Origin of the sequence: Marinomonas piezotolerans, assembly GCF_003362755.1 — a bacterium.
In the GTDB taxonomy this organism is placed as follows: Bacteria; Pseudomonadota; Gammaproteobacteria; order Pseudomonadales; family Marinomonadaceae; genus Marinomonas; species Marinomonas piezotolerans.
Genome location: NZ_QKRA01000004.1, coordinates 34,441 through 52,483 on the forward strand (window position 1 = coordinate 34,441; position 18,043 = coordinate 52,483).

Annotated in this window: 17 protein-coding genes; all 17 read left to right on the top strand. The window is 40.6% G+C overall.

Going from position 1 to position 18,043, the window contains the following annotated elements:
* The 17 genes from DN730_RS10400 to DN730_RS10480 all read left to right on the top strand — a co-directional run bounded on the left by DN730_RS10400 (window position 1) and on the right by DN730_RS10480 (window position 18,041).
* Window positions 1-729 (top strand): acylneuraminate cytidylyltransferase family protein, encoded by a 729-nt coding sequence (locus DN730_RS10400; RefSeq protein ID WP_115468076.1) that lies wholly within the window; start codon window positions 1-3, stop codon window positions 727-729.
* Window positions 719-2,551, top strand: a complete 1,833-nt coding sequence (locus DN730_RS10405; RefSeq protein WP_115468077.1) for a hypothetical protein — start codon at window positions 719-721, stop codon at window positions 2,549-2,551. Before DN730_RS10400 ends, DN730_RS10405 begins: the two co-directional genes overlap by 11 nt.
* A complete protein-coding gene (rfbG, locus tag DN730_RS10410) occupies window positions 2,551-3,648 on the top strand; it encodes a CDP-glucose 4,6-dehydratase (protein ID WP_115468078.1) in 1,098 nt (365 codons plus the stop codon). Before DN730_RS10405 ends, rfbG begins: the two co-directional genes overlap by 1 nt.
* A gap of 11 nt (window positions 3,649-3,659) precedes the next feature.
* The gene (locus DN730_RS10415) at window positions 3,660-4,070 is read left to right on the top strand and encodes a WxcM-like domain-containing protein (RefSeq protein WP_245957941.1); all 411 of its coding nucleotides are present in this window, start codon (window positions 3,660-3,662) and stop codon (window positions 4,068-4,070) included.
* 1 nt (window position 4,071) lies between these two features.
* Complete coding sequence (rfbF, locus tag DN730_RS10420) at window positions 4,072-4,836, top strand: glucose-1-phosphate cytidylyltransferase (RefSeq protein WP_115468080.1); 765 nt, start codon at window positions 4,072-4,074, stop codon at window positions 4,834-4,836.
* 70 nt (window positions 4,837-4,906) lie between these two features.
* A complete protein-coding gene (locus DN730_RS10425; protein WP_115468081.1) occupies window positions 4,907-5,824 on the top strand; it encodes an NAD-dependent epimerase/dehydratase family protein in 918 nt (305 codons plus the stop codon).
* Window positions 5,805-6,746: a glycosyltransferase family 2 protein gene (locus DN730_RS10430; RefSeq protein ID WP_115468082.1), complete on the top strand. Its 942-nt coding sequence runs from the start codon at window positions 5,805-5,807 to the stop codon at window positions 6,744-6,746. The genes DN730_RS10425 and DN730_RS10430 overlap by 20 nt, the downstream gene beginning before the upstream one ends.
* A gap of 2 nt (window positions 6,747-6,748) precedes the next feature.
* Entirely contained in the window at window positions 6,749-8,029 is a 1,281-nt protein-coding gene (locus DN730_RS10435) for a hypothetical protein (RefSeq protein ID WP_147290576.1), read from the top strand.
* Window positions 8,013-8,864 carry a polysaccharide deacetylase family protein gene (locus DN730_RS10440; RefSeq protein WP_115468084.1) on the top strand — a complete coding sequence of 284 codons (852 nt, stop codon included), beginning with the start codon at window positions 8,013-8,015 and terminating at the stop codon, window positions 8,862-8,864. The genes DN730_RS10435 and DN730_RS10440 overlap by 17 nt, the downstream gene beginning before the upstream one ends.
* Entirely contained in the window at window positions 8,861-10,993 is a 2,133-nt protein-coding gene (locus DN730_RS10445; RefSeq protein WP_115468085.1) for a DegT/DnrJ/EryC1/StrS family aminotransferase, read from the top strand. The genes DN730_RS10440 and DN730_RS10445 overlap by 4 nt, the downstream gene beginning before the upstream one ends.
* An 11-nt stretch (window positions 10,994-11,004) precedes the next feature.
* The gene (locus DN730_RS10450) at window positions 11,005-12,027 is read left to right on the top strand and encodes a hypothetical protein (RefSeq protein WP_115468086.1); all 1,023 of its coding nucleotides are present in this window, start codon (window positions 11,005-11,007) and stop codon (window positions 12,025-12,027) included.
* A 24-nt stretch (window positions 12,028-12,051) separates the two neighbouring features.
* The gene (locus tag DN730_RS10455; RefSeq protein ID WP_115468087.1) at window positions 12,052-13,086 is read left to right on the top strand and encodes a polysaccharide biosynthesis protein; all 1,035 of its coding nucleotides are present in this window, start codon (window positions 12,052-12,054) and stop codon (window positions 13,084-13,086) included.
* A gap of 3 nt (window positions 13,087-13,089) precedes the next feature.
* The gene (gene wbjC / locus DN730_RS10460) at window positions 13,090-14,208 is read left to right on the top strand and encodes a UDP-2-acetamido-2,6-beta-L-arabino-hexul-4-ose reductase (protein ID WP_115468088.1); all 1,119 of its coding nucleotides are present in this window, start codon (window positions 13,090-13,092) and stop codon (window positions 14,206-14,208) included.
* An 18-nt stretch (window positions 14,209-14,226) separates the two neighbouring features.
* Complete coding sequence (gene wecB, locus DN730_RS10465; protein ID WP_115468089.1) at window positions 14,227-15,369, top strand: non-hydrolyzing UDP-N-acetylglucosamine 2-epimerase; 1,143 nt, start codon at window positions 14,227-14,229, stop codon at window positions 15,367-15,369.
* Complete coding sequence (locus tag DN730_RS10470) at window positions 15,354-16,547, top strand: glycosyltransferase family protein (RefSeq protein WP_211313868.1); 1,194 nt, start codon at window positions 15,354-15,356, stop codon at window positions 16,545-16,547. The genes wecB and DN730_RS10470 overlap by 16 nt, the downstream gene beginning before the upstream one ends.
* Complete coding sequence (locus DN730_RS10475) at window positions 16,540-17,493, top strand: UDP-glucose 4-epimerase family protein (protein ID WP_115468091.1); 954 nt, start codon at window positions 16,540-16,542, stop codon at window positions 17,491-17,493. Before DN730_RS10470 ends, DN730_RS10475 begins: the two co-directional genes overlap by 8 nt.
* The gene (locus DN730_RS10480; RefSeq protein ID WP_115468092.1) at window positions 17,490-18,041 is read left to right on the top strand and encodes a sugar transferase; all 552 of its coding nucleotides are present in this window, start codon (window positions 17,490-17,492) and stop codon (window positions 18,039-18,041) included. The genes DN730_RS10475 and DN730_RS10480 overlap by 4 nt, the downstream gene beginning before the upstream one ends.
* The last annotated feature ends 2 nt before the right edge of the window (window positions 18,042-18,043 follow it).

Consider the following 18,043-nt stretch of genomic DNA (forward strand, 5'->3'; position numbering starts at 1 on the left):
ATGTTGAACAGCGTACATGCCATGATACCCGCTAGATACGGTAGCACACGTTTAAAGCTTAAAAATCTATGTATGATCGGTAGTAAGCCCATGGTATCTCATGCAATTGATGCTGCTTTGGATAGTAGCGTTTTTGGCAGAGTTTGTATTAATTCTGAAAATGAAATATTTAAGCGTATTGCAGATAGGCATGGTGTAGATTTTTATCATCGTACTTTTGCGTTAGGGTCTTCGGAAACTAAGAGCGATGATGTAGTTAAGGATTATTTTGACAATAACCCAGATGCAGACATATTAGCCTGGGTGAATCCAACTTCCCCATTTCAAACAGGTGAAGAAATTGAGCGAGTTGTCAACTTTTTTGTAAAAGAGAATCTAGACTCTCTTATTACAGTTGAAGAGAAAATGGTGCACTGTGATTATGATGGAGAGCCAGTTAATTACTCGACCAGTGAACTGTTTGCCCAGACTCAAGACCTGACTCCCGTTAACCCATTTGTATACTCTGTCATGATGTGGCGTCGTGAACCTTTCTTAAAAGAGTATGAAGAAAAAGGACACGCTTTTTTTTGTGGGCATTTTGGCACTTATCCAGTCAGTAAACTGACTGGGATTATCATAAAAAACTCGTCTGACTTAATGATGGCTGACTATTTAATGCGGTGTAAGGAAGCTGAGAGTGCTGGCTATGAATTAAAATATGATGAGATTGTGGAGCATGGGCACTAAAAAACTGGAGGTATATTTTAATAACCCCGATCAGCCTCACAATAGTGAAGTCTTGTGTTGGAATAGGGTAGACAGAGAGGCTTCTGGCGAGAAAGTTGTTTCGCTTTTGGACTATATAGAAGCCCATAGCGATGTATGTCGATCTCATTTCTTAGCTTTGATTGAGGAAATAAAGGGTAAGGTGGTTGAGCCACTTTCGGACCCTATAGGACATGACAAGAGCGTTAATGAAAAAATCTGGCATTATTCTCGTTTCGCCGAATTATCCAACCATGCGAAATCGAAGAACCTTGATGTGCTGTTAAAGGTAGTGGCAACTAAGTTGTACTTTGAGCGGGGGAGCTATCAATCATTATGCTTTATAGGGTTTCCACAAGATCTTTTGTTGGCTTTGTTCGCGTATTTTCCCGGTTCTGAATTTTTCCCTTCGGCTGATACGGGGGCGCTGGCTACCCAGCCTGCATTGCAACATGCGCATAGCGGTGGCGTTCTAAAACTTAAGAGCATCGCTTATTTTTGGGTACTTTTATTAGGTTCGCTTCGAAATCTTTTTAGTCGTAGAAAACGTATTGGTGTTCCAGCAGATATTGATGTGCTTTTTGTGGATTACTTGTATGAATTTGATGAAAGTGATCTTTCTGGATACCGATCTCGATATTGGTCGAAATTACCTGAAAGGTTAAATGAAGTAGGGAAACGTGTGGCATGGCTTCATCTTTTTGTGAAACATAAGAAAACTCCTTCAATACGGATTGCACGTGAGTTAGTGCGTCGATTTTCCGCCAAAGGCGCTTGCCACACTATATGGGAAGATAGTTTTAGTTGTGCTGATATTGTGAAGGCGTGGTTGATGCACAAAAATCTAAGGGCGAGAGCGCGCAAACTCCGAAACGAGTTTAGTCGAAACTCTCCACATCCTTTGTGGCCCTTGTTGGAGTATGATTGGATTCGTTCGTTTGAGTCGGTTGAGTCGTTAAAGAACCTTGTATTTGACCAGTCTTTGATGCATTTGCTGCCGAAAGATCTATCAAAAGCGTCGGTAATATATATTTGCGAGAATCAGCCTTGGGAATATGCAATATGCGATGCAGCTCTAGCGCGAAATTGTAACAATGTTGTTGCATCATTGCAGGCTACTGTTCGATATTGGGATATGCGTTACCTGCAAAATATTTGTAAGCCGCATTATGTGAACGGAAAGTTTTTAGAAGCACCACATTTTGTGGCCTGTAATGGTCATGATTCAGCTCAAAGACTTGTAAATACTCCGAGCTTTGCGCTTCATCAGGTTGAATCATACAGAATGGGGAACCACCATAATAATGGTGCTGTGTGTATTCGCTCTTATAATGAGCTTGTTGTTGCAGGGGAATATACTGACGCTTATACATTGGCTCTCTTCGCCTGCCTTCATCGCTTGGGTGAGACGTTTTTGTCAGGTTTTCGTGTTTTTTACAGGCCTCACCCTTCAAGTCAGCTGGAAGTGCCAGGGATCTATTTAAATTGGCTTGAGACGATTCCAAAAGAATATGATCTGAGTCGGGCCCGTATGATCATTACAGATGCTAATACCAGCTTTGCAGCAGATTGCTGGGAAAGAGGCTTACCTCTTGCGTGTTATGTCGAAAGGGCGAGCTTAAATATGTCGCCAATATACGGAAAAGCAGGCGTGCTTTTTTTTAATGATCCTATTGATTTAGGTGAATATCTAGGCAAACATTTCCCGGGCTCGGACAGTGAGCGGCCAACTAATTCTCTCTTCAATTCGAATGAGGGATGTCGGGGATGGTTTAATATTTTAGGGCTAAAGGAGAACAGTTGATGTCCCTCAAAGAGACATTTCGTGGTAAGCGAGTTTTAGTAACAGGTCATACAGGTTTCAAAGGCTCTTGGTTAAGTCTTTGGCTCTCCTCTCTAGGAGCGCATGTGTATGGTGTTTCAGATGTTGAATATGATGAGCCATCAAATTTTTCTGTAAGTCGAGTACCTGAGGTCCTAACAGAAGATATTCGTTGTGATATCCGTGACCTAGACCAACTTAAAAAGCATGTGTCTCGTATACAACCAGATTTCTTGTTCCATTTAGCGGCACAGCCAATTGTTAGGCAGTCCTATTCTGATCCAATGACTACCTTCACAACAAATGCAATTGGCTCATTAAATATCTTTGAATCAATTCGAGAAATGGACAGTGAACTGGTATGTATTATGATAACCAGTGATAAAGTTTACGAAAATAAAGAGTGGATTTGGGGGTATCGTGAGCAGGATCAACTTGGTGGGATTGATCCTTATAGCGCTTCAAAGTCAATGGCAGAAATTGGGATCAGATCTTACTACAAAAGCTTTCTAGCTGCTAAAGAGAATATCAAAGTTGCTGTTGGTCGCGCAGGAAATGTTATAGGAGGTGGGGATTGGGCTTCCGATAGAATAGTGCCAGATTCAATGAGGGCTTGGGCTGCTGGTGACGACGTAATACTGAGAAACCCCCACTCCACTAGGCCTTGGCAACATGTCCTAGAGCCGCTAGGGGGCTATTTGCTACTAGCGCAATATATCAAGAATGCAGAGAAGAGTTATGAGTTAGAGGCGTTTAATTTTGGTCCTAGTGCCGAGCAAAATGCATCTGTTGGTGAACTCGTTAACCTAATGGGTGATAGGTGGGGAGAGTGTCGCGTAGAAGCTGAACAGAACCTATCTACGCAAAAAGAGGCTGGTTTACTTAGATTGAATTGCGATAAAGCGCAATCGCTTTTGGGCTGGACAGCCGTGCTTGATCTAAGACGATGCGCAAATATGACAGTAGATTGGTACAAAGCGCATTATGGGAAGCAAGAAGACATGCAGCTGCTCACATTTAAACAAATTGCTGAATACGAAGAAGGGTTGTACCAGGTTATTGCTAAGCAGACAGTATGAGGGGTGACTTAATGGAAGTGCGGTCGAGTAGTTTGCAGGTGATATCTGTTCCCGGCGGGGATGTGAAGCATGCGCTGAAAGTGTCTGAAAGTGATTTTCGGGGATTTGGCGAAGCATATTTTTCGACGATTGAGTACAAGTCTGTAAAAGGTTGGAAGTTGCATAAGGAGATGGTTTGCAACTTAGTAGTTCCTGTGGGCACTGTTAAATTCGTAGTAAGAAACGCTGCTGGTATGTTCAATGAGTACGTTATTGGCAGCACTAACTATTGTCGGTTGACTATTCCCCCTGGCCATTGGTTCGCGTTTCAGGGGCTTGCTGAAGAAGTAAGTGTCATACTAAATATTTCCAGTATTGAGCATGATCCGAAAGAGTCGGATAGATGTGAATTGGGTGCATTTAATTACGAATGGGATGTTTGAGATGAAAACAATAATATTAGCTGGCGGATTTGGTACCAGATTGGCGGAATACACTGATATAGTACCCAAGCCAATGGTTGAGATCGGTGGGAAACCCATTATTTGGCATATAATGAACCATTATGCCAGATATGGGCACAACGACTTTTTATTAGCATTAGGCTACAAAGCCGATTTTGTCAAAGATTATTTCTATAATATAGCGTTTAAGACATCCGACTTTCGTATCGATATGGCGACCGGAGAGTGCGAAACGCTCAGTAAACAGGTCCGTGATTGGAAAGTTTCGTTAATTGATACAGGGTTGGACTCCATGACAGGGGGGCGTATCAAACGCCTTAAGGAGCATCTGAACGGAGAGCGGTTTATGGTGACGTATGGAGATGGCCTGTCGAATGTAGATATTAATGAGCTTGTCAAATTTCATGAATCTCACGGTAAAATGATTACAATGACTGCTGTCAGACCCAAAGCACGATTTGGTGAGTTACTATTTTCTGATGATGGACAAGTAACTAGCTTTAAAGAAAAGCCTCAAGTTGATCAAGGTTGGATCAATGGTGGGTTTATGGTCGTAGAGCCTTCTTTCCTGGATCTTATAGAGAATGATGCAACTGTTTTGGAGAAAGAGCCTTTGGAAAAAGCGGCTGCAATGGGAGAACTAATGAGCTTCTGTCATGAAGGCTTCTGGCAGTGTATGGATACTAAGCGTGATCGTGATAACCTAAACGAACTCTGGAATACTGGAGCGCCTTGGCTTAAGTAAAGGTGCTGTATCTTTGCGCATGGGTAGTTACGATTTAGTTTAATTACGGAATTTCAGTAAAGGAAAAGTAATGAAAGTAGAGAAATACTTGGTCCTCGGTGGAAGTGGGTTTATCGGTAGCAATATTGTTAAAGAGTTGCAGCGACGAGGCCAAAATGTTACTTCTGTTTCGTTACATAGCGTAGACCAGGATTGCCGAATTAGTGGAGTCCGTTATTTAGAGGTTGATCTAACAATTGAATCAGAGGTTCAAGTTCTCTACAGTGAGCAATTCGACTATATTATTAACGCTATGGGATATGTAGATCATTCTTTATATTCAAAGGGGGGGGATAATGTAGTCAAGGCTCATTTGCTATCTACCTTGTTACAGTTTCAGTATATACAATTAAATGTCCTGAAACGCTATCTGTATATCGGTTCTGCTGATGAATATCCGCATCAAAATACTGTATTGTCGGAAGTTACTAGAGAAGAACCGGTGTCTCCTTATTCTTTTTCTAAAACTACTGTAGTGCACTTTCTACAAATGCTCTCTCGTTCTGAGCAAATCCCCACCACTGTAGTTCGAGTTTTTCTAACTTATGGGCCAGGACAAAATGAACAGCGTTTTATTCCCCAAATAATTAGCGCTGCAAATGCAAATAGAACCATTGAAACAACGATAGGTGAACAAAAGCGAGATTTTTGTTTTATCGATGATTTAGTTGAGGGAATTGTTTTAGCGTTGCATAACCCAAGTGCAATCGGTGAAGTTATAAATCTTGCATCTGGAAAGGAAGTTATGATCAGGGATGTGGTGCAAAAAATAGTGGACCGACTAGGCGGAAGTATAAATTTTGGGGCTCGCCCATACCGACCTAGCGAGGCTATGTATCAAGTAGCTGATACTAGAAAGGCTTATAGCCTTATAGGCTGGACACCAAAAGTCGCCTTGGACGAAGGGCTTAAAAGAACGATAGAGTGGTATGACAACAATGATAGTTGAAGATAAACGCGAACCTCTTGTATCGGTGCTAATGAACTGTTATAACGGAGAAAAATACCTACGTGAGGCGCTAGATAGTGTTTTGGCGCAGACTTACCAGAATTGGGAGCTAATTTTCTGGGATAATCAGTCCACAGATAACTCTAGAGCCATTCTTGAAGAATATTTACCCAATGAGCGTATTCGCTACTTTTACGCACCGATTCATACAAACTTAGGAGGAGGGAGAGCAGCAGCATGGGAATACATCAGAGGAGATTATTTGTGTGTTCTCGATGTGGATGACTATATGCTTCCCAATAAGGTTGCACTTCAGGTACAGCACCTTGAAGAGAATGAAGATGTGGGCGTTTCAATTTCTAATACCCTTTTTTTTAGTGATCGTTTTGAAGAAAAACTATACTCTGTTCCACCTCGAATTGATTTAGGGTTGCAGTATCTCATAAGAAAATATTATGTTTCGCTGGAGTCGACCATGATCTCAATGAAACATGCAAGGAAACTCCAAGAAGGTTTTTCATCTGAATATAGTCATATAGCTGATTTTGATTTAATCGTTAGAGTTTGTTCCATTTCAAAGATTAGTTATCTTGATGCCGTATTGTCAGGATGGCGTGTGCATAAAAATAGTGGTACATGGTTAGAGTCGCATCGTTTTAATATTGAGATTATTAAATGGTGCGACTCTAGGATTGAATTACCTGAATTTAAAGAAGTATATGATGATATATCTTTTCGTCGTAAACGAGCATATTTTGAAAATTTGATGTTTGATGCTTCAAAACTTTCATTTAGAGAATTGTTTAAATTAAACTCGGCTTCGACTTCTAAGTTGTATCTGGCTCTTGGGTTGATGTTTTTACCTTTTTATAACGCATTGTCCAAGTACCGAACTCTCAGATTTCAAAAAAAATGGTGGTAGCTTTGAATCGAGAGTATGGGGTTGAAAAGCCTCACCTAACATTTGGATATCGGCAATTAGTAAAGGTGTTTGTCCTATATTGGGTGCTGGTTTTTACATTAAGATTTTTATTAAACACTCTTTTTCAGTCAGAGCTTTATTTTAGTGCTGTAACTCTATTTAGTATACTTTTTTTATTATTTTGTTCCTTTCCAAAGTTGAATTTGTACTTCTTTAAGTTGTGCCTAATTGACCAAGTATTACTTGTTTTAGGTTTTGTTTTTTGTGGTTATGGGATTATAATATTCGATTATATTTTTTTTCAAACTTCCTTTATAATTTTCATAGTACCTATATTACTGTTTCTTTTAGTTTTAGGGAGGGATGTTAGAAAGATTGTTGTAAGAGGTTATCTTTTTTTGGGTATAATGGTCTCACTGGAAATAATTTTTGAATTTATTTTTTTTAATCATTATTTTTTGGGTCTTGGAGAAGATTTTTTAACCACATATGATTATTTAGAGTATCGTTCTTTGTTTAGCCATAATGAATCTTATGCGGATGATAGAGCTGTAGGTGGCATTTTGAGGGTAGATGGACTATTTGGATATAACCATACCACAGGTGCGTTTTTGGCTGTATTAGCCGCTTTCTTTTTTGAATATGTTAAATATGCAGCTAGATATCGGATTTTCTATGCTTTATATTTTTTTCTTTTTTTGTTGGGGGTTTTTGCATCGACTTCTACTACTGCAATACTTGCTCTAGCTTTATCTTTATTTTTTTCAGTTTTCCTTGATGTTGGTGTGAAGCGATTAACTAAGGGAGGGCTATTCTTTTTTGTTGTGGTTTTTTTTGTGGCATTTTACTTCTCGTCATTAGGTGGGTTTTTATTTGACAGACTAAATCAAAACTTGGAATCCACTTCGTATGTCTCGGCTTTCATTCCGGCATTTCAGGATTTCTCTCATTTTTTGCGTTATTTGGCGGGCTTTAACTCGGCGCATTCCTTTATTGCAGAGTCAGACTTATTTCGAATAATCTCGAATTTTGGAATCATAGTTGTCTTTATTCTCTTTTATAGAGTGTCTAGACTTTATCTTTGTGTTTTTCGATCCAATTGCTATGCAAATGGTGTGTTAATATATCGGGCATCAGGAAGTGCAGTATTGGCTGGTTTCCTAGTTTTGATTCATACTTCAGCTACACTAGGTTGGAATGTAGGTAGTGCAGTTTTCTTATTTTATAGCTTATTGATGGTTCACTTTTATCAAAATAGGGTTGGGAATGGGGCAGATGTTTAAAATAAGATTTTTTGCTAAATTTTTGTTGATGATCGTTTTGTATCTACTGGTTCTACTCAGGAAGGGGAAAAGTATTGGTCAGGTCAGAGTTCTCATTTTTCACGAGGTTCTAGAGCTAGATCGATTTAAAAAAGTGATTTCATTCTTAGGGAGAGACTGGAATTTTATAACTCCCAGTCAATTTATTGCTTTTAATGAGGGTAGAGCCACATTAAAAGGAAGAAATTTACTGGTAACGTTTGATGATGGTTTTATATCTAGCTGTCATGCTCAAAACCAAGTTTTGCAACCCAAGGGGATAAAGAGTATCTTTTTTTTGGCGACTTCATTTATCGGTATTGATTCTTATGATAAATGTAATCTATTTATTAAAGAACAGTTTGATGTTGATCAATATGGGTTCGAGCATGCTCGATTCCCGATGAGTTGGAGGGAAGCGAACTTATTAAGTGATTCTGAAAATCTTATAGCATCTCACACCGCAACTCATCCTAGACTTAGTGATATTTCTTTAACTCGCTTGAAGCGTGATATTGATTTGGCCTCTTCGCAATTGGAGTCCGAGATGCAAGTTTTCAGTCAGAAAGATTTTGCATTTCCATTTGGTGGTATTTCTAGTATAGATCGTGAATCATTTGAATTCTGTAGTTTACGGTTTGAAAGAATTTACTCTGGTTTTCGTGGTAATAATACCCCAAATTGCAAGTTGATTTTTAGGGACTCCATTAACTTAAATGAGCCACTTTTTTATACGAAAGTTTACCTGTCGGGTATTCTTGATATGAATAGGTCTAAGATCTTCAAAATTCTTGGCTGTAAAGAGGTTGCGTCGTGAAGTTTTTTTTAAAGCCAAAGTTTTCTATTTTAGATGCTTTTGCGCATCCTGTTAAACATTCTCATTTTGATAGGTTGTTTGGTGCCAGTGCTCAAAGTCCTTTTTGGTATTCTCGCAGTTCGATTTCATTACTTCAGGTTGCTATATGGAAGTATAAAATCGTTGGTTCTAAACCCACGGTTTGGGTACCTTCCTATATTTGTCAAGATGCCTTGGAAAATCTTCGAATATTCGGATGTGAAATTGAGTATTATGATGCCGGATTTGACTTGAAATATTCAGGCGTTGCAAAGCAATTAAAAGAAGTAAAAAGTGATGACCTAGTTGTTTATGTACACTATTTCGGTAGGAACGAAGCAATAGGACTTGCAGCAATCGCTAATCTAGTTAAAAAGTCCGGCGCTTGGTTGATTGAAGATGCCGCTCATTGTTTAACTCAACAAGGAAATGTCGGGCGTTACGGTGATTTTGCTCTTTACAGTCCATACAAACGTTTTAATATTCCTAATGGTGGTTTGCTTGTTGCGGGTGAGTCAATAATGTCTACTTTAGTGGACAACAGCTTCATTGGAAGTCGCGACTTTATGTATTCTACGTTTAGATCTGATTTAGCCGTTTTAGGTATAAAGGTTGGCAAATCGTTCGGATGCATTTCTAATATTAAATGGTTTGCTAAGGAGTTCGTTAGATCGATCATCGGCTCTCGTAGATACTCCTATTTATCTCACTCATCTTCCGAGTTGCTCTTGCGCGATAACACTCCTAAGTTTGTAGACTCTCCAGAAGTTAGTTATTTGTCTCCATTCTTGCTAAAGTTATACCTTGGTTCTATTGAGTCACGTACAAATAAACATCGTCTGATCAATTATGCTTATGAAAAGCTCATCGATGTTATCCGTAAAATATATAATTTTGATGTGGAAATATTTTGGTCTGACTCTTCTTATTTGTTCGAAATTAGGGTTTTATCATCGGCTGACTCGTTAAAACTCTCTGAGTTGTTATATGGTTTCGGGCTTCCAGTTATAAGGTGGCCTAATCTTCCCAAAGAGTTAGAGTACATAGAATCATCTGCTTATTCTGTTTATGAACGATCCATCTTCCTTCCAGTGAATGAATCGATATCCTTAAGCTCTATCTATCGTATAGTCAGTTCAATTGTTACTAATGATCTATCTTCTAAGGTGGATTCTTATATTTCAAGTTTGCCTAGTTCTTTTGTTCAAAGTAATTCATATATGAATGCACGTTTAAGCCTTACTGCTGGAGAGCTAGTTACCTTAGATGATGTGTCAAGCAAGACTGGAGTTGTCGGTATAGGAAGGCGCATTAAAAAGCTTGGAGCCAGTATTAACTTATTCAGCTTCGGTCCTTCTTTATCTGGTAACTTTGCTGAGTTATCTAATGACCTCGAACATTTTGGGTGTAAATATGGATTTTGGTTTAAATTAAGAGCTCTTGTTATTCATCCTAAATTAGTATTATCTCCTGATTCATTATTTCTTTTTTGGTATTCAGGTTTTCGTAAGTTGCCGATTAGGTCTTGGCGATCTTCAGTCATTGATTTGAAGTTGTCTGACGATTCTATTCGGGCAAATCTTAATAAAAAATGGCGTAATCAACTTGTCAAAAGTGAAAGTTTTGATTTGGATGTTAGTTTTTCTAATGAAGTTGAACATATCCTAGAAATTGCCCGGTTGAATGAAGAGTATCTTAAATCTATTGATGCTAGTGGAACGAATAGTAAGTTTATAGATAACTTAATTTCAGAATGTTCTTCTTCTAGATCTGACCTTGATTTAGTATGTTTAAGGGCCTGCCATGAAGGGGATTTAATTGGTGGAGTAATACTTGCGATATCTCCCGAAGAGTCTACTTATTTCGTGGGTTGGTCTAACGATAAGGGGCGTGAACTTTATGTGATGCAGCGTTTACTTTGGAATTCAATAGTTTATGCCAAAAACACTTGTTCTTGTGAGTTTTTTGATATGGGTGGTATTGATGTTCTAAATACACCGGGTGTTGCTAAGTTTAAAATCGGTCTCAATGGCACTCCCTATACGACAGCCGGAACTTATATCTATGTTCCGCGATGTTTTCGTGCACTTGTAGACTTTCTGTTTTTTTAGGCTTTTATTTCGTGTCTCTGAGTATTGAGTTATTAGTATTTATGACTAGAGTTTTAGTTAATGGAACAGCAGCAAAAGAGGGAGGGGCGCTAACTATATTGAATAGTTATATAGAAAGTAAATCGGCTGATTCTCAAGATTTTTTCTATATTTTTTCGCCTATTTGCCCAGACGTTATGCCGGTAAACTCTAAATGGATACGCTTTCGAACCGGCGGTTTTTTTACATTATTTTTTTCCCTATTTCTTTCTGGGTTATTCGCTGTGTTTCTTCGCTGTGATAAGGTGGTTAGTTTTTCAAATATAAATACGATGCTTACTTTTTTTTATGTTAAGCGTGTCACCTATTTTCATAATATGCTAATTTTAGAATCAAATTCGATTAAGTATCGATTCTTGCGCTTTTGTCTTAGGTTTTTTTTCCAGTATAACTCCAAGTTTATATTTCAAAGTTATTATGTAAAAGACAAATTTTCTACCGTTTTGGGATTGCCACGTTTTTCATCAGTTTGTTGGCCTGGCATAAAATCCTACAAGAATGTCAGACAAGATACCTATGAAATTCGAGGTGGTGATTTTTATTCTCTAGTTTTGCCAATTACTGATACGTCAAATGATAATAAGAATTTCGATTACGCTCTTCAGCTGTTATCATTGGATAGTGACAGTAAGCTTCGTTTTAGTGTTACATCCTCCCCAGAATCAGGGGCCTTATCTTCGTGTGATTGTTTGAGTTTCGTCGGTAGCGTTCCTCATGATGCTTTTTTAGATAGTTTGAAGCGATACGATGGTGTTTTAATTTTATCTAAAACTGAATCGCTTTGTTTGCCTATATTTGAGGCACTAAATCAGCAGGTGCCGGTTTTTGTTTTAGAGCAGGATTACATTAAAGGTCTTTATCAATTATTTGGTGATATAAAGGGGCTTTATGTTTTTTCTGATTTTAGGTCGTTAATAGAGTCTCTAGAGCAAGCGGCTTTAGACACTGATGATTATTATGATAGCCGTTATGTTACTTCAGATTGGGATTTCTAATTTTATTTTAGTTTTTGGAGTGTTATGTTTAAAAATAGAGTGTTGATGATATCTGGAGGAACTGGCTCTTTTGGTAATGCCGTTCTTAAGAGGTTTTTAGATACCGATATTGCTGAGATTCGTGTTTTCAGTCGCGATGAAAAGAAACAGGATGATATGCGAAAGAAGTACGCGAATCCTAAGCTTAAGTTTTATATCGGTGATGTGCGCGATTATCAAGCGGTTCTTAATGCGACTCGTGGTGTGGATTATATCTTTCATGCCGCTGCACTAAAACAGGTTCCCTCATGCGAGTTCCACCCAATGGAAGCTGTCAAAACCAATGTTCTGGGTACTGAAAATGTGCTTGAGGCAGCTATCCAGAACCAAGTAAAGCGAGTCGTGTGTCTGAGCACTGACAAAGCAGTTTATCCTATCAACGCTATGGGGATCTCTAAGGCGATGATGGAAAAAGTTATGGTTGCTAAATCTCGCAGTGTAGATCCTAGCAAAACCATTATTTGTGGCACTCGTTACGGTAATGTGATGGCATCGCGTGGTTCGGTTATTCCGCTGTTTGTGGATCAAATACGAGCAGATAAGTCGCTGAGCATAACAGACCCTAATATGACTCGCTTTATGATGACTCTTAGCGACGCAGTTGATCTGGTATTATATGCTTTTGAGCATGGCAACAATGGTGATATGTTTGTGCAGAAAGCTCCAGCGGCAACAGTTGAGGTGCTGGCACAAGCGGTGTCGGACTTACTCGGTAAGCCCGATTATCCTATTAACGTCATCGGTACACGGCACGGCGAAAAATTATATGAAGCTCTATTGAGCCGCGAAGAAATGGTCTGTGCTGAGGACCTGGGCGACTACTACCGAGTTCCACCTGATCTGCGAGATTTAAACTATGGTAAGTTTGTTGAGCAAGGAGAACAGGAAATATCTAAGGCGGAAGATTACAATTCGCACAACACTCAGCGTCTAGATGTAGAAAGTATGCAGCAATTACTGTTGAAGCTTGAGTTTATTCGAGAACTGCGCGACGGACGTTACGTAAACCCCGAGGAGTAATCCATGCGAGTATTGGTAACTGGTACCAACGGCTTCATTGGTAAAAACCTGTTGGCTCACCTGACCGAACGAAAAGACATTGAGGTAGTATGTTTTACCCGAGAACACTCTGAGTCAGAATTGCCTGCCATGCTGGACGGTGTGCAGTTCGTATTTCATCTTGCTGGTGTAAATCGACCACAAGACACCGCCGAGTTTGTAAAGGGTAATGTAAGCTTAAGTCAGCAATTGGCTGAAGCCATTAGGGCGACGGATTGTAAAGCTCCGGTTATTTATACATCTTCAATTCAAGCGGAGCTGGATAACCCTTATGGTTTATCCAAGCGAGCTGCGGAAGATGTCTTGCTGGCCCTGCGCGACGAGGGTGTGCCTGTTTCTGTCTTCCGTTTGCCGAATGTGTTTGGTAAATGGGCTAAACCCAATTACAACTCTGTAGTAGCGACCTTTTGTCACAATATTGTGAACGACCTCCCCATCCAAATTAATGACCCTGATGCGGCGGTTAATTTGGTATACGTTGATGATGTGATCGAACATTTTCTCGCACTGCTGGATGTTAATCGTGTTGGCAAAGGGTTTGAAACTGTTCGGTCGGTCTACCAAATTACTGTAGGTCAACTCGCTGAGCAGTTATATCGCTTTCGAGATAGCCGCCAGAGTTTGATTACCGAGCGTGTGGGGAATGGATTGGTTCGTGCTTTGTATTCCACTTATCTCAGTTATGTGCCGAAAGAGCGTTTTACTTACGAAGTTCCCAAATACGGTGATCCGCGTGGCGTATTTGTAGAAATGTTGAAAACACCAGATGCTGGTCAGTTCTCTTACTTCACAGCGCTCCCCGGTATTACCCGTGGTGGCCATTATCATCATACAAAAACAGAGAAATTTTTAGTTATTAAGGGTAGAGCTTGTTTTAAGTTTCGGCATATAGACACAGGTGAGTTTTACCAACTGGAAACCAACGGAGAAGAACCCGAAATAGTCGAAACAATGCCTGGCTGGGCACACGACATTACCAATATTGGTGATAATGAAATGATTGTTATGTTGTGGGCGAATGAGGTTTTTGACCGAGAAAAGCCAGATACCTACGCTTGCCCGTTAACGTCTGCTTCCCAGTAAATTAAATGGTACCGTGATATGACAACTACTGTTGCAAAACTAAAAGTAATGAGCGTGGTAGGCACGCGTCCTGAAATCATTCGTTTGTCTCGTGTGATGGCCAAATTGGACGAGCACTGCGAACACATTCTTGTGCATACTGGTCAGAACTACGATTATGAACTGAATGAAATTTTTTTTCAGGATTTAGGCATTCGCAAGCCTGATCATTTTTTGAGTGCTGCTGGTAGCACAGGTGCTGAAACTATTGGTAATGTGATTATTAAGGTTGATCAGGTACTAGCTGAGGTAGAACCCGAAGCTGTATTGGTATTGGGAGATACCAATAGTTGTATGGCGGTACTTCCAGCCAAGCGCCGTAAGATCCCGACCTTCCATATGGAAGCGGGTAACCGTTGCTTTGATATGCGCGTACCGGAAGAAATTAACCGCCGTATTGTTGACCACACTTCCGATATTAACTTGAGTTACAGCACTATTGCGCGTGATTATCTTGTGGCAGAAGGTCTGCCTCCGGACCGTATTGTTAAGACCGGCAGTCCGATGTTTGAGGTGCTGAACTATTACCGCGAAGGTATCGATGCCTCTACGGTGTTGGAGCGGCTGAATCTTGAAGAAGGGCAGTTTTTTGTGGTGAGTGCGCACCGTGAAGAAAACGTGGACTCCGACAAAAACTTTATAAAATTAGTGGACGTATTGAACACGGTTGCCGCGCATTACAATCTGCCAGTCATCGTCTCTACCCACCCACGAACCCAAAAACGTGTTGATGCTATGGGTGTTAACTTTCACTCAAATGTGCAATTATTGAAGCCGCTGGGTTTTAGAGACTACAATAAGCTGCAATTAAGTGCGAAAGCTGTATTGTCTGATAGCGGCACTATCAACGAGGAATCATCGATTCTGAACTTCCCTGCCCTGAACATTCGTGAAGCGCATGAGCGTCCAGAAGGTATGGAAGAGGCCGCTGCTATGATGGTTGGCTTGGAAGTTGGGCGGGTTATGCAGGGCTTAGGCATTTTGGAAAACCAAGCCCAAGGCAAGCAGCGTGACTTGCGTTTAGTGGCTGATTACAGCATGCCTAATGTTGCTGACAAAGTAGTACGCATTATTCATAGCTACCGTGATTATGTGATGCGAACGGTGTGGAAGCAGTATTGATGTTCAAGCGCTTGGATTTAGCCATTATTAATCGAAGTTTTTGGCCGATTTATCCGGTGATTGGTGAAGCGCTTATGCGATTTGCCGAGCAGCAAGCAAAAACGCATAAGGTTGGTGTGATTTTACAAGACCATGCCGATATTCGAGCTCAGTTATCGATGCATCAGCGCGGCGAGAAGGTTGATTTTTATCCCGCACATGCCTTTTCTGTGTCAGGTAGCGCCATCCTGCGTCGGGCGTTAGATGCTGTTTTTTTTATGTTGTGGGTATTTGTTGTGCTGCTGATCAAACGCCCCAAAAAGGTCTATGTGTCTACAGATCCACCAGTTTTAGTGCCCTTTATTGTGATGCTTTATTGCGCAGTTTCACGATCTCAGTATGTTTATCATTTGCAAGATATTCATCCAGAAGCTGCTAATGTTGTGATTCCGATTAAGCCCTTTTTATTTCGAATAATGTGCTGGTTAGATTCTGTAACGATGCGCCGGGCGAGTTTGTTGATCACCATCACCCAAGAAATGGCAGATCAGATCCGTATGCGCTCAGATACTCGGTCACCCATCGAGGTGTTGGCAAACCCTTCTGTATCCTTCAATCAGGTCAAGCTATCTGAGCAAAAAAAAACGGGTTTTACATTTTGTGGTAATGCTGGACGTTTACAGCGAATCCCTCTGTTAATCAAAGCAATTGATCAATATTGTCAAAAAGGCGGTACATTGCCATTTGTGTTTGCGGGTGCAGGTGTGTACGCCTCTGATTTGGATCAGTTAGCTCAGAGGCATAGCAATGTTACCTATAAAGGAGTGGTTTCTGCCTCCGACGCTGCCCAATTAAATGCCGACTTTGAGTGGGCGTTACTACCCATTGAAGATGAAGTGACACGTTATGCTTTTCCAAGCAAGTCATCGTCTTATGTTTTCTCTGGCGCTTTGATTGCTGCGGTGTGTGGTAGTGAAACCAGTGTAGCCCGATGGGTCGTTAACAATCGATTAGGCGAAGTTATCGTGCCGTCAGATGAGGCTTTGAGTCAGTTTTTTCTTAATGTGGAGAACGCCCTTTATGACGCCAAAGATTTTGATCTTGAGCGTTCAGAGTTAAAGCGTAGTCTTGGATTCGATATGTTTGTGCAAAAGTTAAATACCTTGGTTTTTGATATGGATGGTTGCAAAAATGGGTAATGTGCTACTACTAACTGGTACTACAGGTTTTGTTGGCTCTGCTTTGCTATCTGAATTAAAAAAGTTATCAGACCTACGGGTTGTTGGTGCAGTTCGTTCTGGTGTCTCTGATGATTCAGTTGTGGTTGGTGACATTGACGGCTCCACTGATTATTCATCAGCACTTAACGATGTTAATGTGGTGGTTCACGTCGCAGCGCGTGCTCACATCATGCGCGACGAAGTGGCTGACCCGCTGACAGAGTACCGTAAGGTTAATGTAGAAGGTACGTTGAACCTTGCTAGGCAGGCTGCTGATGCAGGAGTAAAACGATTTATCTACGTTAGCTCGATAAAGGTTAATGGAGAGAGTACTTCTGCGTGTCCGGCGTTTACTGTTGAGGCTATACCAGCCCCCGAGGACCCATATGGCCTTAGCAAATACGAGGCGGAAGTAGGATTAAGAAAACTGGCTCAGCAAGCGGGCATGACAGTTGTCATCGTTCGTCCGCCGTTGGTTTATGGCCCTGGTGTTAAAGCTAATTTTTTAAACTTATTAAAGTTATCTTCAACAGGTTTGCCATTGCCATTTGGCATGCTGAGCAATCAGCGCAGCATGATTTACGTAGAAAACTTGGTAGACTTCATTATCAAGTGTATTGATCATCCTGCTGTGGCGAATCAAACTTTTTTAGTATCAGATGGAAATGACGTGTCTCTTCGCGATTTGGTTGTTTTGATGCGTCGGTCAATGAGGCGTGCTCCTCGCTTGCTTCCAGTGCCTGTCTCTTTGTTTAAACTTGTAGGTTGTCTAACTGGCAAAAGAGCTCTAGTGGATAGACTAATCGGAGACTTGCAAGTGGATTCCTCCAAGGCTCGTACACTATTGAACTGGACGCCCCCTTATACCTTAGAGCAAGGTATTGAACTTACCGTGGATGACTTTGTTAGCAGGAACAAACCGTGATACGACTATTAGACTTTATTTTTGCTTTTCTGGGACTGTTGTTTGGCTTTCCGGTTTTACTGGCTATCTATATTATCGGCTTGTTTGATACAGGCTCTCCCCTATTTATCCAAGAAAGAGTTGGTCGCCATAAAGCGCCATTTAAATTAGTTAAGTTCCGCACTATGAAAGTAGATACGGCATCTGTAGCGAGCCACCTGGCCTCGACTTCATCTATCACCAAGTTAGGTAGGTTTCTACGCAAAACTAAATTGGATGAGTTACCTCAGCTGTGGAATGTGTTAAAAGGTGAGATGAGTCTGGTTGGGCCTCGTCCAAATTTATACAACCAAGAAGAGCTGATCGCAGCCCGCGAGAAGTGTGATGTCTATAATGTACGTCCCGGTATTACAGGCTTAGCTCAAGTTAACAATATTGACATGTCTACCCCAGAGCTGCTGGCGCAAACTGATGCCAAAATGATCGCTGCTCTTTCTTTTGCAAATTACTTTACTTATATAATTCAAACCGTGTCTGGCAAGGGCTCCGGCGATCGGGTAAAACGATAAAT